This is a genomic window from Photobacterium lipolyticum (assembly GCF_003026475.1).
GTDB lineage: Bacteria > Pseudomonadota > Gammaproteobacteria > Enterobacterales > Vibrionaceae > Photobacterium > Photobacterium lipolyticum.
In genome coordinates, this window is the sequence record NZ_PYMC01000004.1 from 91,504 (window position 1) to 116,124 (window position 24,621).

Annotated in this window: 18 protein-coding genes and 2 pseudogenes; 11 read left to right on the forward strand and 9 right to left on the reverse strand. The window is 43.4% G+C overall.

Features of this window, described 5'->3' with window-relative positions:
• Nucleotide 1: 1 nt before the first annotated feature.
• The gene (locus C9I89_RS07930) at nt 2–1,285 is read right to left on the reverse strand and encodes a DNA methyltransferase family protein (RefSeq protein ID WP_107282820.1); all 1,284 of its coding nucleotides are present in this window, start codon (nt 1,283–1,285) and stop codon (nt 2–4) included.
• A gap of 297 nt (nt 1,286–1,582) precedes the next feature.
• Between C9I89_RS07930 and C9I89_RS07935 the strand changes: the two genes are divergently transcribed.
• Both C9I89_RS07935 and C9I89_RS07940 read left to right on the forward strand, forming a co-directional pair.
• A complete protein-coding gene (locus C9I89_RS07935; protein ID WP_107282821.1) occupies nt 1,583–2,587 on the forward strand; it encodes a phage integrase in 1,005 nt (334 codons plus the stop codon).
• Nucleotides 2,588–3,268: 681 nt separating this feature from the next.
• On the forward strand, nt 3,269–4,120 hold the full coding sequence (locus tag C9I89_RS07940) for a hypothetical protein (RefSeq protein WP_107282822.1): 852 nt from the start codon (nt 3,269–3,271) through the stop codon (nt 4,118–4,120).
• A 29-nt stretch (nt 4,121–4,149) separates the two neighbouring features.
• Here C9I89_RS07940 and C9I89_RS07945 read toward each other — a convergent pair whose 3' ends face one another.
• Nucleotides 4,150–4,560 (reverse strand): GNAT family N-acetyltransferase, encoded by a 411-nt coding sequence (locus C9I89_RS07945; protein WP_245905434.1) that lies wholly within the window; start codon nt 4,558–4,560, stop codon nt 4,150–4,152.
• A gap of 310 nt (nt 4,561–4,870) precedes the next feature.
• A pseudogene (locus C9I89_RS07950) lies at nt 4,871–5,015 on the reverse strand (IS3 family transposase); the annotation flags it as partial.
• A gap of 146 nt (nt 5,016–5,161) precedes the next feature.
• Here C9I89_RS07950 and C9I89_RS07955 point away from each other — a divergent pair.
• Nucleotides 5,162–6,778 (forward strand): mechanosensitive ion channel family protein, encoded by a 1,617-nt coding sequence (locus C9I89_RS07955; RefSeq protein WP_107282953.1) that lies wholly within the window; start codon nt 5,162–5,164, stop codon nt 6,776–6,778.
• 312 nt (nt 6,779–7,090) lie between these two features.
• Complete coding sequence (locus C9I89_RS07960; RefSeq protein WP_107282823.1) at nt 7,091–7,528, forward strand: META domain-containing protein; 438 nt, start codon at nt 7,091–7,093, stop codon at nt 7,526–7,528.
• A gap of 104 nt (nt 7,529–7,632) precedes the next feature.
• Here the strand turns inward: C9I89_RS07960 and C9I89_RS07965 are convergent, their stop codons facing one another.
• A complete protein-coding gene (locus C9I89_RS07965) occupies nt 7,633–8,427 on the reverse strand; it encodes a GGDEF domain-containing protein (protein ID WP_170107659.1) in 795 nt (264 codons plus the stop codon).
• A gap of 93 nt (nt 8,428–8,520) precedes the next feature.
• Between C9I89_RS07965 and metR the strand changes: the two genes are divergently transcribed.
• Nucleotides 8,521–9,432 carry an HTH-type transcriptional regulator MetR gene (metR, locus tag C9I89_RS07970; RefSeq protein WP_107282825.1) on the forward strand — a complete coding sequence of 304 codons (912 nt, stop codon included), beginning with the start codon at nt 8,521–8,523 and terminating at the stop codon, nt 9,430–9,432.
• A gap of 70 nt (nt 9,433–9,502) precedes the next feature.
• On the opposite strand, the gene C9I89_RS07975 is transcribed toward metR, so the two are convergent.
• Together C9I89_RS07975 and C9I89_RS07980 are read right to left on the reverse strand one after the other, a co-directional pair.
• Nucleotides 9,503–9,691, reverse strand: a complete 189-nt coding sequence (locus C9I89_RS07975; RefSeq protein ID WP_107282826.1) for a DUF4250 domain-containing protein — start codon at nt 9,689–9,691, stop codon at nt 9,503–9,505.
• Nucleotides 9,692–10,073: 382 nt separating this feature from the next.
• Entirely contained in the window at nt 10,074–10,745 is a 672-nt protein-coding gene (locus tag C9I89_RS07980) for a hypothetical protein (protein WP_107282827.1), read from the reverse strand.
• Between the two features lie 289 nt (nt 10,746–11,034).
• Between C9I89_RS07980 and C9I89_RS07985 the strand changes: the two genes are divergently transcribed.
• The 6 genes from C9I89_RS07985 (at nt 11,035) to C9I89_RS08015 (ending at nt 20,558) form a co-directional block, all read left to right on the forward strand.
• Nucleotides 11,035–12,228, forward strand: a complete 1,194-nt coding sequence (locus tag C9I89_RS07985) for a GGDEF domain-containing protein (protein ID WP_107282828.1) — start codon at nt 11,035–11,037, stop codon at nt 12,226–12,228.
• A 241-nt stretch (nt 12,229–12,469) separates the two neighbouring features.
• Entirely contained in the window at nt 12,470–14,197 is a 1,728-nt protein-coding gene (gene glpA / locus C9I89_RS07990) for an anaerobic glycerol-3-phosphate dehydrogenase subunit A (protein WP_245905435.1), read from the forward strand.
• Nucleotides 14,194–15,558: a glycerol-3-phosphate dehydrogenase subunit GlpB gene (glpB, locus tag C9I89_RS07995; RefSeq protein WP_107282829.1), complete on the forward strand. Its 1,365-nt coding sequence runs from the start codon at nt 14,194–14,196 to the stop codon at nt 15,556–15,558. Before glpA ends, glpB begins: the two co-directional genes overlap by 4 nt.
• On the forward strand, nt 15,555–16,769 hold the full coding sequence (glpC, locus tag C9I89_RS08000) for an anaerobic glycerol-3-phosphate dehydrogenase subunit GlpC (RefSeq protein WP_107282830.1): 1,215 nt from the start codon (nt 15,555–15,557) through the stop codon (nt 16,767–16,769). The genes glpB and glpC overlap by 4 nt, the downstream gene beginning before the upstream one ends.
• 542 nt (nt 16,770–17,311) lie before the next feature.
• Nucleotides 17,312–18,667: an anaerobic C4-dicarboxylate transporter DcuC gene (gene dcuC / locus C9I89_RS08010; RefSeq protein WP_107282831.1), complete on the forward strand. Its 1,356-nt coding sequence runs from the start codon at nt 17,312–17,314 to the stop codon at nt 18,665–18,667.
• A gap of 415 nt (nt 18,668–19,082) precedes the next feature.
• Nucleotides 19,083–20,558: a peptide MFS transporter gene (locus C9I89_RS08015; RefSeq protein ID WP_107282832.1), complete on the forward strand. Its 1,476-nt coding sequence runs from the start codon at nt 19,083–19,085 to the stop codon at nt 20,556–20,558.
• A gap of 136 nt (nt 20,559–20,694) precedes the next feature.
• Here C9I89_RS08015 and C9I89_RS08020 read toward each other — a convergent pair whose 3' ends face one another.
• The 3 genes and pseudogenes from C9I89_RS08020 to C9I89_RS08030 form a co-directional block, all read right to left on the reverse strand.
• The gene (locus C9I89_RS08020) at nt 20,695–21,162 is read right to left on the reverse strand and encodes a hypothetical protein (protein ID WP_107282833.1); all 468 of its coding nucleotides are present in this window, start codon (nt 21,160–21,162) and stop codon (nt 20,695–20,697) included.
• Nucleotides 21,163–21,317: 155 nt separating this feature from the next.
• A pseudogene (locus C9I89_RS23045) lies at nt 21,318–21,466 on the reverse strand (transposase); the annotation flags it as partial.
• A 145-nt stretch (nt 21,467–21,611) separates the two neighbouring features.
• On the reverse strand, nt 21,612–23,444 hold the full coding sequence (locus C9I89_RS08030) for a leukocidin family pore-forming toxin (RefSeq protein WP_107282834.1): 1,833 nt from the start codon (nt 23,442–23,444) through the stop codon (nt 21,612–21,614).
• Nucleotides 23,445–24,621: the final 1,177 nt, after the last annotated feature.

The following is a 24,621-nucleotide window of genomic DNA, read 5'->3' on the forward strand; positions in this document are numbered from 1 at the left end:
ACTACCCCAAATATGGTATTTGTTTTACTGCACCGACAGTCAAATGACGGCATCGAATCCTATCATTTAAAAAGTCATTAGTTTGTGATGACTTGAGGACTTTCAGCAGCTTTCTGCAATTAACAAGCGTTGCATGGCCTGGTTTAATAACGATTAAGTGATTCTCAACAGCTACTGGAATTCTACCACCGATAATTGTGCCTACTGCTCTATACCTATCTGACGGACTAGAGGTTCTTCTAATTACAACAAATGGCGGTTTAAATACAGTTCCATCGAATCGTCTCGTTTCTGAAAATTCCTTAACTGTACTCCATGCTGGTAAATTCTTAGGATGGATGTATGGGTGCTGTTCTCCCTCTTCAAGATCGCGATAAGCAACCAGTCGACCCACCGAAACATCGAAATAATCACCAATTCTTGTTGAACTTTCAGTTAGGTCTGTTAACCAGTCAATAGGTTCCTCTGATCCAGCAACCCTGCCGTCTACAATAAAGACATCAACATCTGTCTTTGAGTTGAAACGACCAACAACATGGATTGACGCATTAACAGCTGAATTTTGTACGAAATCTCTCCAGCCTTGATATCTAGTGCCCGAACGCAACACCTCAGGAAGAATAGCGCTGAATTCACATTCTCTTGGTAAAATGCGGAGAAAATGCTCAAACACAACACCCGCTGCATTTACTTTTCCTTGCTTCCAAAAATTTACCTTGGGTGATTCCCATGACGAAAAAGGGGGATTCATTACTGCATGAGAAACACTTAAAACGTCATCCGACGAAATAGTCATTGCATCTGCCGTTTTAATATTAGGCAAAAGCTCTAGTGCTTCTTCTAGACTACAATCTAGTTCACAGCCTCTTCTAACTGCTTCAAGAATAATTCGTAATTTCGTTGCTTCAACAAACGAAGAATACAAATCATAGCCCCTAAGCACATGCCCCCACCTCGTCAGTGTATTCGATAATGTTTCGCAAATACCTAATTGTCTTGAGCAAGCTAACAGTAAATTTCCTGCCCCACACGTAGGATCAAGAATGACAGCGTTGTCAGTTATCGGTCTATCAAATTTATTCGATAACTCGATAGCAAGCTCATCACCAGTAAAGAAACTGCCAGCGTCTTTCATTTCTTCAATGCTAAGAACGCTTCGTAACACACCGTCAATAGAGTCTAAGCACACATGCTCATGAATCTGATCATTATCATTATCATTATCTTCAACAAGAGATAAATAGAGAGACTTCAAGGTCTGGTTGTGGTCGAAAAGTTGGTTCATAACTGGTTTCCAAGCAGCTACTTTCTGCAGCAAATTCTGCAGCTTTGTAGCCGAAAAGTTGTAGTCCTACCTTAGCATTTCCTGCAGTGACAGACTAACAAAAACATATTTTTAATATATATATATCATTGTTTTGCTGACAATTTAAACATCACTACACATAGTGAAAACAATAAATAATCGACTGAAATTCTGCAGACAGTCTAAACGCTCTATGTCTCTATACCTTTCAATAAACATTGATTTGCTTCATATCACCTATATTATAACTGTATATACATACAGTTACGATTGATTATGTCAGTTAGAAAACAAACAGATGGAACGTGGCTTTGCGAGTGCTACCCCCAAGGGCGGCAAGGCAAACGTCTACGCAAAAAGTTTGCGACCAAAGGTGAAGCCCTCGCCTTTGAACGCTTCACTATGCGTGAAATTGAGGATAAGCCGTGGCTTGGAGAAAAACCCGATAATCGCCGGCTATCAGAGTTGGTTGATTTGTGGTTTGAGTATCACGGTAAAAACATTAAAGCCGGTAAGATGTGTTACCGCCGCTTGCAGGTGATCAGCGAATTAATGGGCAACCCTATAGCAGCCCAATGCAGTGGCCGTGATTTCACCCGCTATCGTGCAAACAGACGAAATATTGTTGTAAACGGTGCAAAGGAACTGTCGCCACAAACTCAGAACCTGGAGCTTACTTTGCTCAAGGCTGTGTTTAATGAGCTGCATCGCTTAAATGAGTGGAACCACCCCAACCCTTTCGAAAGCGTTAAAAAAATCAAGACACCGGAAAAGGAACTCGCTTTTTTAACACACGAACAAATCATCCACCTTCTCGACTTTGTGAGTAATACCAACAATGGTGAAGAGATAGTTAAAATCATCAAAGTCTGCCTTGCTACTGGGTCACGCATCATGGAAGCCGCGACCCTCAAAGGTTCTCAACTGACCAAACACAAAATCACGTTTACCAATACCAAGGGGAAGCGAAATCGCACTGTGCCTATTTCATCTGAGCTGTATGATGAGATTCACCGTCGCGGTAATGGCCCACTTTTCACTACCAATTATTTGCCTCTTTATAAACGCATCCGCCGGTGCTTCCCTGAACTTCCTAAAGGCCAAACGACACACGTATTACGTCATACCTTCGCAAGCCACTTCATGATGAACGGTGGCAATATTTTAGTGCTTCAGCGCATACTGGGTCATACCGATATAAAACAGACAATGGTGTATAGCCATTTCGCCCCCGATCACCTTCAAGATGCCGTCACTAAAAACCCTCTGAACTTCCTTTAAACATCTTTTAATCCGCCGCCAGAAAGTGGCGACAGAGTGGCGACATTCGTGAATAAAACCCACTAATACTGATGCATATTGCATTCATCAACCTTTCACAACTGATTGATAAATATGAAAACCCTAGGTATGACGGGGCTTGCGGGAAGTGGGGATATATTAGCGATGGTACTATTGCCCCCTTCTTGCAAGGGGGCTTTTTTATTTAAATACCAATAATTTAAAAAAACTGATATTGAAAATCATAGAGTGGCGATAAAGTGGCAACAACTTTTCATCACGTATTTAATTTTACGTCTGCATATCGCTGGATTCAGGCAATAAGTACAAAATACTCAATTTAATTACTCAACTAAACTCATAAAGACAACACGCATATTACATGCTGTAAAAGAAAATCATCAACAATAATCTAAAGCGGGATATTAGAGCCTAGTCACAAATATTATATCAAACCGAATGGTCTAAGCAGTATTCAAATATAAAAGATGGTAGATTCAGGCACACAAAAGACGAATATTCTCGAAGACAAAAAATCAACATAGAAGCATAAACAAATATAGGCATTATGTTTGAGAAGCTATATGAAATTATTATTACCTTCTGGAATATAGTGAGCGAATACAATCACCACCTAATCATCATTAATCCGCTGTAATAATATTACTGAGTAAAAATATAATGCTTAAATTACAATGTGATACTAGATTAATTATTGGAGATATATTAGTTCAGTATCATATCTTCTCGACTGACGCACCATTAATGATAACTTTTTCTCCTGCGGGCAGCGTATTAAAACCTTCTCAGGTCGAGGAAGGGTGTTCAGCCTGGGGATTTGATTTTTTCAAAAAAATGGGAGTTAACATAATATCATTCTCCGCCATTCAGCATAAGCACTGGTTTATATGCCCACAATTAATTGAATTTATAAACAATTTAAGCCCGCAGCTAGAAGTCTTTCCAGAAAGGCTTGGTTATGGAGCTAGCATGGGCGCTTTTGCAACTTCATTGTATAGTTCTCAATTACAGCTTGACCGAATGCTGCTTATTACTCCCCTTACGCCTTCAACGGAACAAAATAAACTTATTACATTCGATTATTGTGCGCAGCATAAAGGTAATATAACGATAATCTTTGATCCTCTATGTCAAAACGATAGACAACATGCATTACGCTATCCCCTTAATACAACTTATTTAAAACTCTACGGCGTTGGACATCAAGTCATTGAAAGTATGAGTCAAGTTGGTTATTTAAAATCAATGGTTCTCAGCTTTGTTGCAAATAAAGTAAAGCGGTCAGAATTTGAGAAAGCAATGCGGGCTCGTCGAAATATTGAGCGTTACTATAGCTATATGGCGCGTAACCCAACCTCAAAGTTGACACCTCGTCGACGTAAAATCATCAGATATTATTTCCTTATGTGGCATTTAAAAAATCCAACACAGTTTATACTTAAATGGAAAAAGAAATGGCAGAAGAGCTTAATGAAAAGAACAGATTTGCTTGTGTTATCACCAAAATATTAAGCTACAGCGGTTTTGATATACACGTGCGGTTACAGCATAAGAACTAATCTCAGCATGTCTTTATGTTGGATACCTGCCTCAAAAATTGGCTGATCATAGTTATCGATAAAAAAGTCCTTCACAATGGAGTCGACTCGAAACCCCAACCGTTGATAGAAAGACAACTGATAACCGAATGTCCCTGTACCCAATTCGATGCAGCTGACACCGCGAGCTTTAACAGACTTAATGACATGCTCAAGTAAAGCGGTTCCAACACCTTTCCCTTGAACCGTTGGACTCACGGCAATATTGAATAATTCAACGTTGCCGTTATCGATAGCGTTAAGAACGCAGATACCAACTGTTTTATCGGATTGTTCAGCAACATAGCAGCAGGAATTTTCAAGGTACTTTCGGACACTCACTTCTGATGGATCAGCTTCAAGAAGTAAAGACATGAATGCGTTTTCAGGTGGAACTAATTTAAATTTCAACATGCTGATATATTTAAAGCCCATATTTAAAAATCACCCAGACCAGGGCAATTTAACACCGCGATGAAAACAACGCCATCATACCAAATTGGCTGATATACTTTCTATGATTCCAGTCATCACCTCTTGGATAGAAAGATCCTGGCGCAACCAGGAATCCACCAAATAGTAATGCAATCATGCTACTGACATTCTGATTCAAAACTTGTAAATTGATCTGAACCAGCAGAACTAGGCACGGTATAAAAACCACAGAAACTCGCCCTTCGGGAGTGACCCATCCTTCACTGGTCATGAGATAGGTGATTTCTCATTCCGAGCTTTCGCGCTGGAGTCTGACCAAGTAAGTTCGGTGCAATGGGTAACTTATGCTTACTATCCGTGGCGCATTTAAAAATACGTTCCGCTTTAGCCAGTAATAGAATCCACTTCGTGAGACTGAAAACACAAACGGTAGTAAGGATAAAAATCCAAGCTACCGTTTTTTTATGTGCCCAATTCTGAACGCCGGATGATTACGTTTGCTATGCTTGTTAAATCCCAGTTGGCAAGAGTAGCGTTAACAATGCGAGCACTTGTTTTATTATTTCTGTTGGTGTCATCTTTTTGCATTGCACAAGAATCCTCGCCGCAAATTGAAAAACTTGAACGACTTGATCAGGAACTTTCGGCGCTTATTGCCGAATCTCAGACGATGTCCGGTTCCGCGCGGGATGTGGTTCGCCTACAGCTCCTCAATAAAAACAACGCACTTCGGGAGGTTATTCAAGATTTAATTGATAACCGGACCGAAGAGACGCATGAGCTTCTTCTTAAACATGTTAATCAACAGGTTCAATTCATTTCAGACGCATTGATATTTTTACTCAACAAAATAGAAGCAGACGAAAAGGCCCTGGATAAGGAAACGAATGAAGGAAAACTTTTGGCGCAGAAATCATTAGATGAAACCCGCCGTTTTTCCAACCACCTGTTCGAAGAGCAATGGGTAAACTATCAATGGCTTAAACTACTTGGCGAGCCTACACCAAAAAAAGAACAAGGACTTATCAGCGATATTGAACACCGCCTGGAGTTCATGTCTGCATCCCTGACCTTCGACAGCCAGCAAGAAGCATTGCTCAGTAAGCAGCTTAAATCAGCGACTGAAGGTGAGAAAACCTCGTTACAGCTGGTACATATTCTTGCACAACGCAAAGTAGCCAGTGATATCAACACCTTACAGTTTTCAGTCAAGCTCGCTGACAAAATGGGGCTGGATACGACGCCGTATAAACAACAGCTTTTTGAAGCGACAGGCACCCTCACCAATGATCTGCTCAACATCGAGGTCATTTTTTCGATCATCTCTACCTGGGGAAAAGAATTCGGCCTGTGGGTATTTGATAAAGCGCCACAGCTACTGTTTAATCTCCTGCTCTTCGCATTCATCATTGTCGTATTTCGCTGGCTGAAAAAGTTAACGCGGAAAATGGTTAAGAAAGCGGTTTCCTCACCCAACCTAAATTTATCGCAACTGATGCAGGATTTCTTCACCTCCATGTCTGGCAATGGCGTTTTGGCTATTGGCCTGCTCATTGCCCTATCGCAAATTGGCTTGAATTTAACCCCAATTCTGACTGGTTTTGGTGTTGCAGGTGTGATCATCGGTTTTGCTTTGCAAGATACCCTGTCCAACTTTGCCTCCGGTATGATGTTGCTAATCTACCGGCCATTCGATGTGGGTGACTTTGTGGAAGCAGGGGGCGTATCGGGCAAAGTGAGCCATATGAGCCTGGTAAACACCACCATAAAGACCTTTGATAACCAAATCATCATCGTTCCAAACAGCAAGATTTGGGGCGACATAATAAAGAACGTAACACATGAACGCGTTCGTCGTGTCGATATGGTCTTTGGTATTGGTTATAGCGACGATATTGAACTGGCAGAAAAAGTATTGAGTGACATTGTTGATGCTCACCCAGCGGTATTACATCAGCCAGAAAAAACCATTAAACTGCACACGCTTAATACCTCTTCTGTTGATTTTATTGTTCGCCCTTGGGTGAAAACTGAAGATTACTGGGATGTGTACTGGGATATTACTCGCGAGGTTAAAATACGTTTCGACCAAGAAGGGCTTTCTATCCCCTTCCCGCAACAGGATGTTCACCTTCACATGGTCGAAAAAAAAACATAATTCCGAGTTAGCCAAAATGTTGTTTCAGACTATTTCAAAATATGTCTACAGCAAAAAACATCAGTAAAAATGACATATTCCTAACACACGATACTTTTTCATTGCCATAATTGATTTGAATTCATATTGCTCACTAATTTATTCATGCTGTAAATAGATGTAACACCGAGTTGAACATCGAACTTTCTTATTGGTATACAGTTTTCTATTAAAGATCATTAATACAAATAAATAGCGTACAATTATTCATGCTCACAATTTTTAATTGACCGTCAATAACATTACCACATCGAAATTCTGGGAATCGACACTATGAAAAAGCGTTTACTTACCGTATTAGCATTACCTATGATCCTTGCAGCATGTGCAGGTAGCAACGGCGAGAGCAGTAAGGTTGCTACCGAAGGCGATCTTGTTAACAACAATTGGGTTCTCACTCAAGTTGACAACAAAGCCATTGAGTTGCCCGAGCCGTTTAAAGCCCCAAATCTTGAACTAACCACTGACATGAGCGCAAATGGTCATTCAGGCTGCAACCGGTACTTTGGTCAGGCTGAATTGAACGACGGTCAGTTACGCATTGAAAAAATGGGAATGACAATGATGGCTTGCCCGGCACCCGCAATGGAGATGGAAAAAAACCTAACCCAGACGCTGACAAACTGGAGTGAGGCGAAAATTTCCGGCAGTGTGTTAACACTAACTAACACCAACCATACACTGACTTTCAAACGTACCGACGCTCAATAATCAACGTCTTGATGTAACAAGGCGAGGCTTTGTCCTCGCCTCTGGTTTCGAGTTTTGAGTTTCAAGTTTCGAGTCTCTCGTCTCTCGTCTCTCGTCTCTCGTCTCTAACATAACGACACCAACACCTTTGGAACCTCACCGTTGATTTTTATTGCTCGTACTCGATTACGACCGCCCTTTTTCGCCTGATATAACGCCGCATCCGCGGTATTAAATAAGCTCTCAATTGTCTGGTTAGCCACAGACATCGCAGAGACCACACCTATCGATATGGTGACAAAGGGATAGACATCTGATGCTTTATGCTCAATCGCGAGACGTTCGAGTACAGCCTTGCATTGCTTAGCAACCACTTCACCATTGGTTGTATTGGGTAGCAACACCCCAAATTCCTCCCCTCCAATACGCGCAATCATATCAGCCGGTCGTTTCAGGGTTCTTTCCAATTCAGTCGCCACCAGAGTCAGGCAGCGATCGCCTGCCTGATGGCCATAGGTATCATTAAAGGCTTTAAAATAATCGATATCAATCAACAATAAAGCAATGGGTTTTCCTTCCCTCGCCGCGCGCCTAAATTCTTGGTCAAGATACTCATCAAAACAACGACGATTAGAAATACCCGTTAAGCAATCCGTTTTGGTCAGCCGTTCTAATCTGGCATTAGCTGCATTTAATTCCTGATTTTTAATATCAATAGCTCTGTTAATCGCCCTATTTCTTCGTAAAATGATAAAGCCAAATAGTGTTGCAAATGCAAAAAATAGATTACCGCCAATTAACACTAACCAGGGCATCGTTGTGCGCCTTTCACTAAAATAGTATTCCGTCGGTCTTGCATTTAACACCCAACGACGCCCCCCTATATCAAGCACAGTTTGACTATTAAGAAACTGCTTCAATAAACCATCTGAAGTGGATGTCTGGATGTTTACACATCCTCTTTGTACATGTACATTTAATTCATATTGAAACAAGGATGTTGAAATTCGCTCATGATTGAAATTAAGCACCTCAGAACCCTTTCTGTTCTGCGGGATACCGGTTCTCTCACCGCAACGGCTAACACCCTTTGCCTGACACAATCTGCTTTATCACATCAACTGAAAGATCTGGAACAACGGCTAGGCGGACAACTCTTTCTCCGTAAAACTCGCCCTGTAAAGTTTACGGCTGAAGGCGAAATTTTGCTCCGACTGGCAGATGATCTAATCCCCCGTATTGTTAAAGCAGAACACGAACTCTCAGGCCTTAAAGCCGATGCCAATGGCCGGTTACATATGGCTATTGATTGCCATTCCTGCTTCCAGTGGCTGATGCCCGCACTAAAGGAATACCAGATCCACTGGCCTTCGGTGGCACTCGATTTCTCTTCAGGTTTCGGGTTTGAGCCGCTACCGGCTTTGGCCTCCGGCGAACTCGATGTTGTGATCACTTCAGATATTCAACTCCGAACAGGAATTCACTACGAGCCTTTATTCGATTTTGAAATGCGATTAGTGGTCTCGCCTCAGTCGCCTTTAGCGGATAAAGACGTTATCGAATCTGGTGATATTGCCGATCAGACAATGCTCAGCTATCCGGTTCAAAAGAGTCGTTTAGACATTGTAAAGCACTTCCTCCAACCCGCAGGTATCGAACCACAATCCTGGAAGCAAGCCGATAATACCTTAATGCTGGTTCAAATGGTGTCTGCTGGTTTGGGCGTTGCAGCACTGCCAAACTGGGCAATTCATGACTTTTCACGACAGGGATTAATTGTGAGCAAACCGCTTGGGGAGGGTTTATGGCGCCGGCTATTTGCAGCCATCCGTTCATCGGAGCAGGATCGTCATTACTTGCAGGCATTTTTTGCTACCGCAAGGCAACAGTGCCAAACTCATCTTCAAGGAATTAAATCGGTATAAGTACAACCCAAAGATACTGTAAGGCCAGCATAACAATGCTGGCCTGCTACTTTTAAATTTGATTGGGTGTTTACCTAAATTGATTGGTGATTGGATCATAACGATAACCGATCGTAGCCATCTTCTCAGTCAGCTCATCAGCATCTAATTCATAGCGACTGACCAGCTCATCCATACTGGAACATTCCAGCCTGAGTCGTTCGTTGATAATACCGATGACAATTTTACTGTCCATATTGAGTAAATTTGAAATTTCCATACCGCCGTCTCCTTTCACTCGCCTTTCTACCGATAAGCATAGTAGGGATCAAACCAACCGGCACAAAAAAGCCCTTACGATATACCTAAGTTACCTCAATATGCAGGATTCAGAGTAATGCCGGCCAGTTCAATTCAAGGAAAATGTGCGAAGGAATGACTGGTCCTTTCGAGTGCATTTGACACAGAAGTGGGCTGGCTGGATCACTCCCGAAGGGCGAGTTTTCCCGGCACTAATATTGCGTTGCTGATTTTTGATGTAGAGCAACTATATCTGCAAATCAGCGCCTGACCTTAGCGCCTGGAAATTCTCGCTGAAACGAGCATCTTGAGGTTACTTAGGTATAAAGGGCATTTTATACTGAACTCACAGATTTATATGATCAGAACAAGGTCAACTGCATTGAACCGGAAACCACCAGCAATGCCGACGCTCCCAACAACTGCCAACGATTTACAGTGCGGCTAAGTAGAATATGTGACGCCCACACCAGCAGGGCAAAGACCATCAGCACCAGCGCGGTGATAACATTTATCGTCATTGTTTCAACGACTGCAGCATCAATCTCGGTTAGCTGCCACAGCATAAACAGAATTGAGGCCATCGCACTGCTCAAACCAACAAATGGCAAGATACGATGAAAAGCTTGTAAGCGCGTTTTGGCTTGGGTTAACAATAAGTGTGCTAACGATGCACCAAACAGTGCGATTGCCATAAAGCTCATGCCAATCTGTGGCAGTGACATTGAAGGTAACAACATTAGCCAGCATATAGCAGCCAATCCGTTAGCTGCCATCAGAACAGAAATTGGAGCGCTATCACGTGTTTTGCCCGTTTTTGCCTTGAAGCTGAAATACGCTAATGACAGAAGGGGGAATAGAGCCAAAGGTTGAGTCATAAGGGCGAGCAGCCAACCGACAAGTACAACAGGCAACGTCTTATGCACTCGCCCACGCTGTCCGGGACAAATTTCTCCTTTGGTCAGCACCAGTGTAAGGATAAGCTGAGCACCTAATAATGCGGGAATTAAAAACGTTAAGTAACCTGTCAACATAATCATTCTTGTATCAAATAAAAGTGACGAGATTATATACCCAAACCTCTTCAAATACAGGTTCAGACATTAAATCCAATACGGGAAGAATGTGTCACAATGCATACAAACCATGCAAAAGATAACAATGCTTACCGTAAAGATGCAGGTGGATAACTACATTTGTTGGATCGATGTCACGGTGATGTTATTTAATGTGTAGAATAATATGCTCACCTAGAATAGAACCGATTTGCACTGTACTTTGATCTATCCCTAATAAGTAGCCACATACAAAGACGGGAAGCAAATGGATAAAAAAAAGCAAACAATGCGAGAAAGCCTAGAGCCGCTTATTAAGTCAGTAAAACTGTATTTACCTGATTTATGGAGTTCAAAAACGCATACATCCAGCTTTCAGAACACACGAAGCGGCTACCTCCGCAACCGGACATCATTGCTTTCTATCGTTTGGGGAGTGCTATTCCTTTTATGGATACCCTTCGACCTTTGCTTTTTGCCCCTGGAGCAAGGCCTGAAAATTACCATCGCTCGCATTAGCCTTGGCATTCTTCTATTTCTGCTCGCCAAAAAAAATCACGAACACACCTCGTTAAGACAAGCCCAATGGTGCATAAGTGCGCTGGTTATCGCATTCAACCTGTTCTACTTCTATAGCATAATGGTGCTCGACTTTCCGCAGGCCTTCAGTAGTTATGAATATGGATATACCCTGTTACCCATTATACATATTGCTGTCCTTACCATTCTTCCGCTTACCCTGAAAGAAAGCCTCGGCCTGTTGGCTGCTACCATTCTGACGCAAATTTCAGTGAACCTGATCGCTGAACGGCTGCTCTCTCCTGAAAATCTCGCCAATTACTGGCTACAAGCTGTCTTGGCCTTGATGGTGCTTTGGTCACAACTTTCTAAGCTCTATATGTTGATGCGACTCTACCGCCAGGCGACGCTGGATCCGTTAACCGGTATTTATAACCGTCGCATGTTATTGCAACTGGCACAGAAATCACTGATAAACTGCGAACTTAAAGGCAATTCCTTTTCTGTATTACTGTTCGATATTGATAAGTTTAAGCGGATCAATGATACCTGGGGGCATGGGGCCGGAGATAAAGTGCTACGGGGTTTCACTGACTTCATGCAGACAAAAATACGTAAAACCGATCTGTTCGGGCGTTATGGTGGAGAGGAATTTGTTTTATTTCTGCCCCGCTGCGATCAGGCAATGGCCCATAAAATTTCCGAACGTATGCTCGACAGTATTCGAAAATTGGATTTTCCGATTGGTCTCGATGATACCCACTTAAGCATCACAACCTGTATTGGTATTTCCACCTATTCACCAGGCGATACGTTGTCATCTATGCTTGAACGGGCCGATCGCGCCCTTTACGAGTGTAAGAAGTCCGGCCGCGACTGCTGTCGTTTCCATCCTGTAGGCCATCTACACCTCGAAAGTGAGCGCCGCCAAGCCGTCGCTTAACGTTTTCGCTCATAATTTCACTTCACCCGTCACTCATAACGAGCCTTAAGACTCTTTTTCTGTTCATCTGCCTATTAATTAGCCACCCAAGCATATAATGGCGCGAACGAATGCGCGTTCGACCATTAACGTGTAGTAGATCAAATAATCCCTCGCTAATAAATGGCATATTTACCCTATATGAAAGGGAATCAAACTGATCCTGTGTGGGCTGGTTAACAAATAATAAGCGAAAACGAACATGACTAGTTGGTTTGAAACAGACGTCGTTATCATCGGTGGTGGTGCAACCGGAACAGGTATTATGCGTGACTGCGCATTGCGCGGGATCAAATGCATACTGATTGAAAGAGATGATCTTGCATCAGGCACCACCGGCCGCAACCATGGCCTGCTTCATTCTGGTGCGCGTTATGCTGTCACGGATGAAGAATCAGCCCGTGAATGTATTCAGGAAAACCGCATCCTGAAAAAAATCGCCCGACACTGTGTTGAAGACACTCAGGGATTATTTATATCGCTGCCCGATGATGATCTCGACTTCCAGAAAACCTTCTTATCGGCCTGTACCCGTGCCGATATCAACGTTGAACAACTGAGCCCGGAAGAAGCCCTGCGCTTAGAGCCAAACTGTAACCCTGATTTAATTGGTGCAGTGAAAGTTCCTGATGGCACTATCGACCCCTTCCGTTTAGCCGCATCCAATGTATTGGACGCGGTTGAACACGGTGCGCGCCTGTTTAACCACAGCGCTGTCACAGGATTAATCCGCGAAGGCCATACCGTAAAAGGCGTGAACTGCCTTAACATGAAAACCGGTGAGCATTTTTCCGTCCGGGCCAAACAAGTCATTAACGCTGCCGGGATCTGGGGCCAGCAAATCTGCGAATACGGTGATCTGAACATCAAGATGTTCCCGGCCAAAGGATCGCTGTTAATTCTGGATTACCGCATCAATAACCTGGTCATTAACCGCTGCCGTAAACCCTCCGATGCCGATATTCTTGTTCCCGGTGATACCATCTCACTGATAGGCACCACATCTGAACGTATTGATTACGATAAAATCGATGATCTGCACGTTACCAGTAAAGAAATTGACATTTTATTGGCAGAAGGGGCCAAGTTAGCACCGATTATGGCTAATACCCGCGTGCTTCGAGCTTATGCCGGTGTTCGCCCTCTGGTTGCGGTAGACGGTGATACCAGTGGTCGTAATATCAGCCGCGGTATTGTGCTGCTTGACCATGCGGAACGTGACGGTATGGACGGCTTCATCACCATTACCGGCGGGAAATTAATGACCTACCGCATGATGGCCGAATGGGCGACCGATATGGTCGCGAAAAAGCTGGGCAATACTCAACCTTGTATTACTCATGAAAAACCGCTACCGGGTTCCGAACAGGCACCGAAATCAATTAAACACACCGCAAGTCTGGCAAAACCCGTTTATCAATCAGCTTATTACCGCCATGGCGAACGCGCAGAAAAATTCTTGAAAGATGATAAGAAGAGCCAGGCGGTTATCTGCGAATGCGAAATGGTGACCAGCGGCGAGGTGGAATACGCCATTAAAGAACTGGATGTCCACAACCTGATCGATTTACGCCGCCGTACTCGCGTCGGTATGGGGCCGTGTCAGGGGGAGCTGTGCTCCTATCGTGCTGCAGGCCTGTTCTCTGAATACGGCCAGACTTCGGGCACAGCTGCCAGTCATTTGCTCAGCGATTTCCTTGAAGAACGCTGGAAAGGTATCAAGCCGGTATTCTGGGGCGATGCACTCCGTGAAGGGGAATTCACCTACTGGATTTATGAAGGCCTGTTTGGCGTCAGTGATATTCCGGAACAAAACGACATCCCCGCGCTAACCGAACCAAAGACACCGCATATTCAGTCAGATACTAACAAAAGTAATATCGAAATTAAAAACAAGAACAATAGCGAAAACAGCGAGGTTGCATCATGAAATTTGATAGCTTGATTATTGGCGGAGGTGTTGCCGGGTTGAGTTGTGCGATCCGCTGTGCAGAAGCAGGGCTCAAAACTGCGGTTATTGCAGCAGGACAAAGTGCATTGCACTTCTCTTCAGGCTCTATTGATGTATTAAGCCGACTGCCAAACGGGGAACCTGTTTATCAGCCTTTTGCACAATTCGATAAACTGAAAGCCCAGAGCCCAAATCATCCTTATAGCAAATTAGGCGAAACTAAAGTGCGCGAAGCACTCGCTTGGTATCAGGAGATGATCCAGGCGCGCGGCGTACTGCTTTCTTCTCAGCCAGACGACGCAAACCATCTTCGCCTGACACCCATAGGCACATTCCGCTCAACCTGGCTATCTCAGCAAACGGTACATCAGTTCCCACTAACCAACACGGCAGGTCAATTGGGCCATATCGCGCTGGTGACCATTGACGGTTTCCGCGATTTCCAGCCGCAGCTGGCGGCTGATAACCTGGCTAAGCTGTCACCGTTTAAAGAGGTGAAAATTACCACAGCTGCGGTCGAGCTGCCTGACTTTTACACTATGCAGCGTAATCCATGTGAATTCCGCTCGATCGACATTTCGCGGGTATTGCGTGATGAAACGAAACTTCATGCTTTTGCCAAATCCTTAATTCAATCGGTTGGCAAAGCTGATCTGGTGGTACTTCCTGCCGTCTTTGGTAATGGTGATGGCGCAGCAACTATCAAGCTCTTAGAAGGATTAACCGGCTTTACTATTTGTGAACTGCCAACCATGCCACCGTCTTTACTCGGTATTCGCCTCGAGGAAGCAATGAAATCTCACTATAAAACGCTAGGAGGTCTCATCCTGGCCGGCGATGAGGTTCAAGGCGGTGATTTTGAAGACGGCGAACTGAAATGTATTTATACCCGTAACCATCGTGATATGCCCCTGGTTGCCGATCACTTTGTGATTGCAACAGGCAGCTTCTTCAGCCGCGGCCTGGCCGCTCATCGCCTGAATATTGAAGAACCTGTATTTGGTCTTGATACTGTCGCCATTCCGGACCGTGACCATTGGTATCAGCCTCAGTTTTTCGCCCAACAAGCACATCCATTCCTGAAAATGGGTGTCGACTGCAACTCGCATCTGCAGGCATCAGTGAATAATCAGACGGTAGGTAACTTATTCTGCGCTGGTGCATTGCTCGCTCATTATGATCCCGTCTTTGAAGGGTGTGGCAGCGGTGTCGCAATCAGTACCGGCTACCATATCGCCGAGCAAATGATCGCAAACGCCAACTTAACAGGCCAAACCGAATCTGAGCCTGAAACTGAGCAACAACGCCGACAAGAACAACAAGAAAGGACTATGGCATGAGCCTTGTACAAGAAAAAGACACCAGCTTTGACCAGTGTATCAAATGCACCGTTTGTACCGTTTACTGCCCGGTCGCAAAAGCAAACCCAGAATTTCCAGGGCCGAAACAGTGTGGCCCTGATGGCGAACGCCTGCGCTTAAAAAGCCCTGATTTTTATGATGAAACGCTGAAACTCTGCACCAACTGCAAACGTTGTGAAACCGCCTGCCCTTCAGGTGTTAAAATTGGTGACATCATTGCGGTTGCCCGTGACAAACACGCAAAACTGCCACTGAACATCAAGACCATTCGTGATTTTGTCTTGAGCCATACCGATTTAATGGGCTCGGTAGCCACACCATTCGCTCCTGTGGTCAATGCAGTCACCGGCCTCAAGCCGGTGAAAAAAATCATGCACAAAACCATTGGGGTACATGATCACAAAAGCCTGCCTAAGTACTCCCATGGCACATTTCGCCGCTGGTACAAACAAAACTGCACCAGTCAGGCGCTGTACCCTCAGCAAGTACATTATTTCCATGGCTGTTTTGTTAACTATAACCACCCGCAGCTAGGTAAGGACTTTGTCAAAGTAATGAATGCAATGAGTATCGGCGTTCAACTGTTGGATAAAGAAAAATGCTGTGGTGTTCCATTGATTGCCAATGGTTTTTTCGATAAAGCCAAGAAAAATGCCAAACTGAACGTTAAGAACTTTGAAGCAGCGATTGAAAAATACGATTCCACCATCGTATCAACCTCATCAACGTGCTCGTTCACTTTACGCGAAGAATATCCGCATGTATTAAAAGTGGATAACGCGAATGTGGCCGACAAAATCGAATATGTAACACGCTTTTTATTACGCCACTTCATGAATGGTAATACACCAAAAATGAAGCCAATTAATAAGAAAATTGTCTATCACACCCCCTGTCACCTGGAACGTACCGGCGGCAGCTTATATACCATTGAGTTGCTGAAAATGATCCCTGGATTGGACGTTCAGGTATTAGACAGCCAGTGTTGCGGTCTAGCCGGTACTTACGGCTTTAAAACTGAAAACTACGATACCTCAATGGCTATCGGTGACAAACTGTTCAACCAGATCCGTCAGTCGAATGCCGACTTTGCCATTACCGATTGCGAAACGTGTAAATGGCAAATCGAAGAGAATACGGCATTAGAAACGATTCACCCTATTTCTCTGTTGGCCATGGCCCTCGCCTGATCATCAAATCGCAAATGAGGGGGGATGCCCTCTCATTCACTGCAATTCGTAGCGGCAACGAATAAGACCGATCTTAAGCCGCAGGCTGAATACCAATCCCCTACGCTGTGGCTGTTTATCTGAATATTGCCATGGTCCGGCGTAAAAATGGTTGCCTGTCACGTGCCGATCGTGCCTTCATGGCGTTTGTTAAAAAACATTGCTGATTAACAACAATATTTACATTTAATGATGGAGTGATCTTCCCTTGATTAATATGACTTCTTATCTTATACGGAGTTAGCCATTTTTTGTTCGATTAATCGCCACGACTAACAATCCGATCAACTCTTTACAGCTGCTGTGGCAATGTTTTTCATTACTGTAGCACTTGATTAACACGCCATAGAAAACCCTGCTTTAGATCATAAGTTAAGTTGTTAACTATCGTCTGCTTATCTTTTTTTAGGTAAATTGCCCAGCCGTAATGTGTAAGAAAACATTTTGTAAGGTATGCGTTTCTTACATTTTCTGTTTTATTTGTAGTTTAAAAGGATATTTCCATGTTGGAGTTATTAATTGGTCTTCTCGTTGCAGGGGGTGTGGGTCGCTACATCTTCAAAGGATACACGGCAACTGGAGTGCTATTAACTGGCGGTATTATCTTGCTCGCTATCACAGCAGCACTAGGTAAAGACGTACTGCCATCTAGCGTAACATCTACAGGAAACGCAGCGACTGACGTTTTCGAATATATTAAGTACCTGTTAATGTATCGTGCCGGTGGCCTGGGCATGATGATCATGATGCTATGTGGCTTCGCAGCTTATATGACAAAAATTGGTGCCAACGACATGGTCGTGAAAATGGCATCTAAACCACTACAATTTATTAAATCCCCTTATGTCTTAATGGTTGCCACCTACTTTGTAGCATGTCTGATGTCACTGGCTGTATCATCCGCAACGGGTTTGGGTGTACTTCTAATGGCGACGCTGTTCCCACTCATGGTAAACATGGGGATCAGCCGTGGTGCTGCTGCCGCCATCTGTGCATCACCTGCCGCGATCATTCTTTCTCCTACTTCTGGTGATGTGGTTATCGCTGCTGAATCTTCTGGTATGGAACTGATTGATTTTGCATTCAAGACAACACTACCTATCTCCATAGTCGCGATCATTGGTATGGCTGCCGCCCACTTTTTCTGGCAGCGTTACCTCGATGATAAAGAAGGTGTCGTGCATGAAAAGCTTGACGTAAGTGAACTGACCGTTGATGCCCCTAAGTTCTTCTGCATCCTGCCATTCACGCCTATCATCGGCGTTTTATTATTCAGCGGAAAATTACTGCCTGAACTGCATATTGTCACTATTTTGGTTATCTGTATGTTCCTGGCAGCCATTATCGAACTTATCCGCCACCGCAACTCAACAGAAGTGTTTGCAGGTCTGGACGCGGCGTATAAAGGTATGGCAGATGCGTTCTCTGGCGTGGTTATGCTATTAATTGCAGCCGGTGTATTTGCACAAGGTCTGAAATCTGTTGGCTTCATCGACAATCTGCTACACCTTGCTGAAGTTGCTGGTGCCGGCGGTATTGTTCTAATGATTCTACTGGTTGCGATTACGACGGTTGCAGCAATCACGACGGGTTCGGGTAATGCACCGTTCTATGCTTTCGTCGAATTGATCCCAAGCCTTGCAGCAAAAATGGGGATTAACCCAGCTTATCTGGTTATCCCTATGCTTCAGGCATCAAACCTTGGCCGTACTGTTTCTCCTGTCTCTGGCGTAGTAGTTGCGTGTGCAGGCATGGCGAAGCTCTCTCCGTTTGAAGTCGCTAAACGTACTTCTGTCCCTGTGATTGTGGGTATTGTGATTGTTATTGTGGCAACCCAAATCATGGTACCTATGGCATAATCGCCACGGTTTCAATAGATCACAGTTTCAACTCTTTAGAAGCCCGCCCATGCGGGCTTTTTCTATATTCAGCTTGCGGGTTGCGCTAGGCGTATCACCATTACAGACATCCCCAATGCCAATATGGATTAGTAAAACTAATATAAAAAAACCATACCACCCTAGTCAACCAGCCCCCTCCCCGATGATAATAGCAACACTTGCGCACACAAAAGCCGACTATCGCATCAAATTAAGCCCAACAACCAACCTAGGCATAAGAAATACTCATACATATGATTAGATAATCTAACCGATAATGATCCTTTTTTGCGACAATGCGCTCGTGTTGAATGAGTTTATTAATGTTATTATCAATACAAATTTATAAATGCTTACACTTTTTACTTTTATCCATAAACAAAGAGATCTAGTTATGTGGAATCGACTTAATAAGTCAATGATGGTCTGCCAAATGATGTTTGGCTTATCGTTTTACGGCGTGATGGTAATTTTGACAAGGTTCTTCTTAGAAGACCTTGGGTATAGCGAAGCTGATACCATGATGGTGGTTGGTGCTTTCTCATCGATAGGGCCTCTTTTCGCTATTGCTGGCGGATTCATTGCCGATAAGTTTCTGGGAGCCTACCGCTCTCTCACTATCAGCTATTGTGGCTTCGCAATCGGATATACGTTGTTAGTGCTTGGTGCCTCGACAACAAATATCTCATTGAGCCTTGTTGGTATCGCGCTGGCCAGTTACTCTCGCGGCTTGATGTCTCCTTCCTATCCGAGCCTGTTTAAGCGTACGTTTTCTAATGAAGAAGACTTCGAGAATGGCTACCCGGTCAACTACTCCGTGAATAATATCGGCGCACTCTTTGGACAATACCTGTTCCCGATGTTCGTTCTGGTTGTTGGATTTAATGGTAGCTTCACATTGTCGGCGTCTATGGCATTCATCGCCTTCATTATTCTGGTTATTTCTCACAAACCGTTGCTCACCGTCGGCGCTGATATTGATCAACAGCCTGTCAGCCCTAAAAATTGGGCCGCATTTATCGGCATTTCTATTTCGATGATCGGACTCGTCTTTTTCATGTTCTCCAACATGGATATCGGCCAAAACATAGTCTACGCGATCGGCGCTGCTGCCATCGGATACTTTATTTCATTAATGCTTAAAGCCGAGAAGGCCGATGCACTTAAGATGGGCACCATCCTCATCATGACTGCCCTGACTACCGCTTTCTTCGTGTACTACGGGCAGATGATGACATCGATGACCATGGTAACGATTAACACTATGCGTGGTGATCTGTTCGGATTAATTCCTATTGCCCCAGAAGCTTCAATGGCAATGAACCCATTGTGGTGTATCTTGGGTGGACCATTAATTGCGATGACATTTTCTTCTCTTGAAAAGCGTAATATCAACTTCTCGACGGCGACTAAAGTAGGGTTTTCATTCATCCTAACCGCTATTGCGTTCGGTATCCTTACCGCTGCCGTTATGAACGTAGGACCAGATGTAATAATTCGCCCTGAAGTATTCCTGGCCATTCACTTCTTCCAGGCTCTTGCTGAAGTCATTGTCGGCAGTATGGTCGTCGCCTTCATTTTATCCGTCGCTCCTAAGCACATTGAGAATTTCTCTGTGAGCCTGTTCTCGGTTGCGATTGCTCTTAGTGGTATCGTTGGTGCCGTATTCTCTACCTCGATAGCGCTAGAGAAAGGCCAGGAGATCACACAGGAAATCGTACAAACCGTATATGGCGGTTACTTCAGCACCCTAACAGTACTGGCTGTTGTGATGGTAGCCGTGGCATTACTGGCCTCTCGTGTTATCCGCGTAATGCTCAAGAGCTGCGAAGAATCACAAGACATGGTTCCTGCGCAAGCTGAAGGGTAATCTACACTTAGCAACTTCGTTGCATTTGATGCAATATTGTTAAAATGGCCTCCTTATTGGAGGCCATTTATTTTAAAGCTTTGAAATTACCGAACACTATTTTTAGTTGGGCACAATGCGATATACCCAAACCACGTCAAGTCAATGACTCAGGTAAATGCAATTCACCGCCCGTATGCTCTGCACGTTTCTGGGCTGCGAACTGGTGAGCCGCTATCTCAGCCTTTTCGAGTGTTCCCCACCGTTTTGCCCCAAACCATTTTGTCGTTTCAACAAGATCATCGTCATACCACCTCACAACGAACGATGTGTACTCAATAATGGAACCGTCAGGCTGTTCATTGTGCTGAACTACGGGTTTGACGGTTACCGAGTGGCTCAAACTGCGCATCCGGCGCAACTTGCCCGCCTTAATCATTAACCATCGAGTTAATCCCCATGTTTCAACCCCCTCCTTGTTAACCCATTTACACGCCGCTTCATAAGGTGATGAATAACTTGATAAAGAAAAGTAGCATGTTTTGTAGCCCTCACTTTTGTCAACGCATGGAACGCGACCATAAAAAGCATTAACCGCGTTTTTATCAGGAATGACACCATACATAACTAATCCCCCGTCGGCGCACTTTCACATACCTGTTTTAGATACTCCCTATGTAAGAATAGATGGCGCCGCCGAGTATTATCGTTATATTCAGGATAGTTTATGGGGCCGTATACCAAAGAAAACAGAGGAAGATCGGCAGTACATTACCGCCAATTTTTTGTTTTATTCGTTCTTAAGCTAACTGTTGCAAATAACGATTCGATTGGGTTCGTTGTTCTGATATGCGTCCAGTTCTCTGCGCGGAACCCATAAAATGCGGCATGTTAGTGACGTCTTTAACCAGACATTCTGTGGCTTTGGGACTTGTTCCCAAATAATTTAGCACTGGAGGTAAAGACCGCGGTAATAACACAGGCGATGGAATTGAGGTAAGTAAAAATCACACTCACCTCAGATGGGGCTTGTTGCAGCAAGCCCCAAAAAAAAGCCAGCGTTAACTTTAGAAGTTAGTTTTTTTGTACCGATGACTGTTTAAACACATTAACGTAAGAAGAGTACATATCTGTCTTGATATCATTGTTTTGATCAGATACCAGACTCAACTTGCCAGTGGCTTTATTGTGCCCTAAGTATTCCTTGGTAAACAAGTTTTGTAGCTGACTTGTCCCTTCACCCCATTGCCAACGTTGACTTAAACGTGAACTACACGTTTGTAGCTGGTCTAGCTGTTCACCATCTAAACATAGTTTGGTGTTTTGTGCGCTAATGTATTGCCCCGTGCTGTTGAAGATAAAGGCTTGCTGGAAGTTATCTTCATCGCATTCTTGGGTTATTAGATTTTGTTGGTGATCAGCAGAGATACATTTGTTATTGAAGCTCGCCAACTGTAAGTTAACTGGACGACCGCCAGTAAATACCGGGTGCTCCCAATCAACCACAAAGCTCACGTTTTTGTTTACTCGTTTCACCTGGTTATCACTGTCTTCGGAGTGGTAAGTACGGACGCCAAAGAAGCCCGTTACACTTGAACTGTATCTGAAGCCGGTAATATCTACCGCAGAGTCGACGGTTAACGTTGTTGTTCCGGTTTCCGTTGGTGACGCTTTGTAAATCACCTCCATTTTAGGTGTAAAACTAGCGTAACCAATTGGATTAATAAGACTTAGATTGGCAGGTATTACCAACTTAGCAGAGATTCCGTGAGTATTTACATTTTTAATCGACTCGGCATTCGGGTATTGCTCTCTTGCCCATTTGAACGCAACATGTCGCGTTCCATTGGAGCTTCGTTCAACACGATAGTCACGTGTATCGAACGTCAGCCATTTCGATTCACTCCAGCTCGCATTGGCATCTAACTTAGCCTTAGGGCCATCCTTGTTGACCTCGACGCCACCGCTGATACCGAAGTTAAATGTCGAGACTTCTTTGTGGTTATAATTAGCATTGAGGTTTGATGCCGGCACGGTTCTTAAAACATTGGCTTTGCCATTGGAAGCATTGAAATTAAACTCGTAATTTCTCGCTATGGCAGTCGTAACAAATTCGGCTTCATTCCCGCCTTCAGGCCACGGAATGCCATGAGTCGTTAAGTATCGTTTTCCAAGTGTATTATTTAGGTGAATACCAGTTCCCTGAGTGGAATCGTCGATACCAATTCGAACTATTTTTGCGTCTGGCGTTGAAGACCCCATCGTGTCATATGGCAGCGAACGCTGAAGATTTACTTTATAAATTAATGAGATATTAGGGTTATTACATCGCCTATTGCTTGTTACCGGCCCATCGAAGGTGTTCCACGTCAGATTACACTCTCTGTCACTGATACGACGGTTAGCATGGAGATAAAAAGCCACATTTGGGATAGAATTATCTGGATTAGAAAGCTGGGTGGTACTACGTTTATTGCGTGAAGCTCGTTTTGGCTCGCCTTCTAACAGCGTAATGTTTGGATCATCTTCTCCGTCTAGCTGAGAGAACATCAACTCGCCTTTGTATGCGCTGATAATGATCATATCGCCAGTTAAACCTATCCCCATGCTGTGACGTAATTTACTTTTCGCAGTATTTTTATCCACCTCAGTGGCAATATTGCTGAAGTCTATAAAGTAGCGCTTATCTTCATTCAAAACTTGCGTCTTTATCTCCGTTAATGAGAGGGGCATAACATCATTATCGAGCAAATATTCAGCATTAATATAATTCACAGAGCTTACATCTTGTAGACTGCTTAGCATATTTATGGCAGAACCGGCTGGCTCATCGATTCCCGCAGCCCAGGTCGTTGTTGCCATTAACCCCATCATCGCTAGCGTTATGAGATTGGTTTTTCGTATCATAATTGCATTCCTAACTATATCGTTTAATGAAATGCTCAAAAGCATTTCGATTATTTCGAGACGCTAAGCTTCGTTCCGTGTTCCATCGACGATAAGAACTAAACGTGTTGAAAAGAACGAGCTTACTCGAAAACTAAGCGATCAATTCACCTACTCGATGATTAGGAAACTCAATCTTACCTAAACATCAAGATTGGATACATGAACAAGAATTTCAGCCAGATAAAGACAAGTAATCCGGTGTGAGCCATTTGCTTATGCTTGCTTTGAACAGCCAGCACCCGATCGTTAATGATTAGTTTTTATTTAGCCACACGCATAATGCCCAGAAAACAATACAAAGCAACACTTTGCTTATAGCATTGCCATATTGCTTCCAGTTAATGATACGCCGCAAATATGAATTAAAGTGAACATCAAATACCCGCAGATCGCAGCTCACCATATGTTGTTTCATTTGTATAAGGCTCAACACACATAGTAATTAAAATTTATATTTTTTTTCAAACTCCATTTGTGCCCTTTCCAATTTTTCAATCAGCCTCTGTGCTTTTTTAACATTTCCTTGAAGGATTGCATCACGAACTAGGTTCTGAAGACGTTCGATACGTTCTATATTAACCGTTAAACATTTTAGTGAAGTAGAAGACAAAATCGCCTTACATTTTAAATACCACATAAAACAACATCTAAATAAGCAGATTAGCTCACTACCTCTGTTATTATTCAGACCTGTTAATGGGCAACAAAAAAAGATTAATAAACGCCATTAATCTAAAAAAACAGCAGACAACAAATTAAATCAAAATAAATACATGATAAACATAATAAAAAAGGGAAGGTGCAATTAATCTAAAACACAAAAATCGTGACATGGATCACACAAGTCACGACTCATCAATAAAATAATTCAAACCAGAACAATGCATCATACCTTGATAATTGATCAATGTGACATTCTTACCCCTCAAACAAACCATTACGTCTCGATGTGGAACATTTCTATCACAAATAGTTAATAAAACATTTAATTATAATTTATGAATTGGAAAAGTTATCTTTAGGAATAATGAGTACGGATGAAAAAATGGTTATAAGGAAACAAGTTTAAAGTATAAATATCACTTATAAATTCAAAACCCATACTTTTGAAAATTAGTAATGCATCATTTCTATT

Excerpts from the sequence above, each read along its gene's own strand:
- C9I89_RS07930 (WP_107282820.1), bottom strand. The coding sequence starts at position 1,285 with ATGAACCAACTTTTCGACCACAACCAGACCTTGAAGTCTCTCTATTTA.
- C9I89_RS07935 (WP_107282821.1), top strand. The coding sequence starts at position 1,583 with ATGTCAGTTAGAAAACAAACAGATGGAACGTGGCTTTGCGAGTGCTAC.
- C9I89_RS07940 (WP_107282822.1), top strand. The coding sequence starts at position 3,269 with ATGCTTAAATTACAATGTGATACTAGATTAATTATTGGAGATATATTA.
- C9I89_RS07945 (WP_245905434.1), bottom strand. The coding sequence starts at position 4,560 with ATGTCTTTACTTCTTGAAGCTGATCCATCAGAAGTGAGTGTCCGAAAG.
- C9I89_RS07955 (WP_107282953.1), top strand. The coding sequence starts at position 5,162 with ATGCGAGCACTTGTTTTATTATTTCTGTTGGTGTCATCTTTTTGCATT.
- C9I89_RS07960 (WP_107282823.1), top strand. The coding sequence starts at position 7,091 with ATGAAAAAGCGTTTACTTACCGTATTAGCATTACCTATGATCCTTGCA.
- metR (WP_107282825.1), top strand. The coding sequence starts at position 8,521 with ATGATTGAAATTAAGCACCTCAGAACCCTTTCTGTTCTGCGGGATACC.
- C9I89_RS07975 (WP_107282826.1), bottom strand. The coding sequence starts at position 9,691 with ATGGAAATTTCAAATTTACTCAATATGGACAGTAAAATTGTCATCGGT.
- C9I89_RS07980 (WP_107282827.1), bottom strand. The coding sequence starts at position 10,745 with ATGTTGACAGGTTACTTAACGTTTTTAATTCCCGCATTATTAGGTGCT.
- C9I89_RS07985 (WP_107282828.1), top strand. The coding sequence starts at position 11,035 with ATGGATAAAAAAAAGCAAACAATGCGAGAAAGCCTAGAGCCGCTTATT.
- glpA (WP_245905435.1), top strand. The coding sequence starts at position 12,470 with ATGACTAGTTGGTTTGAAACAGACGTCGTTATCATCGGTGGTGGTGCA.
- glpB (WP_107282829.1), top strand. The coding sequence starts at position 14,194 with ATGAAATTTGATAGCTTGATTATTGGCGGAGGTGTTGCCGGGTTGAGT.
- glpC (WP_107282830.1), top strand. The coding sequence starts at position 15,555 with ATGAGCCTTGTACAAGAAAAAGACACCAGCTTTGACCAGTGTATCAAA.
- dcuC (WP_107282831.1), top strand. The coding sequence starts at position 17,312 with ATGTTGGAGTTATTAATTGGTCTTCTCGTTGCAGGGGGTGTGGGTCGC.
- C9I89_RS08015 (WP_107282832.1), top strand. The coding sequence starts at position 19,083 with ATGTGGAATCGACTTAATAAGTCAATGATGGTCTGCCAAATGATGTTT.
- C9I89_RS08020 (WP_107282833.1), bottom strand. The coding sequence starts at position 21,162 with ATGTATGGTGTCATTCCTGATAAAAACGCGGTTAATGCTTTTTATGGT.
- C9I89_RS08030 (WP_107282834.1), bottom strand. The coding sequence starts at position 23,444 with ATGATACGAAAAACCAATCTCATAACGCTAGCGATGATGGGGTTAATG.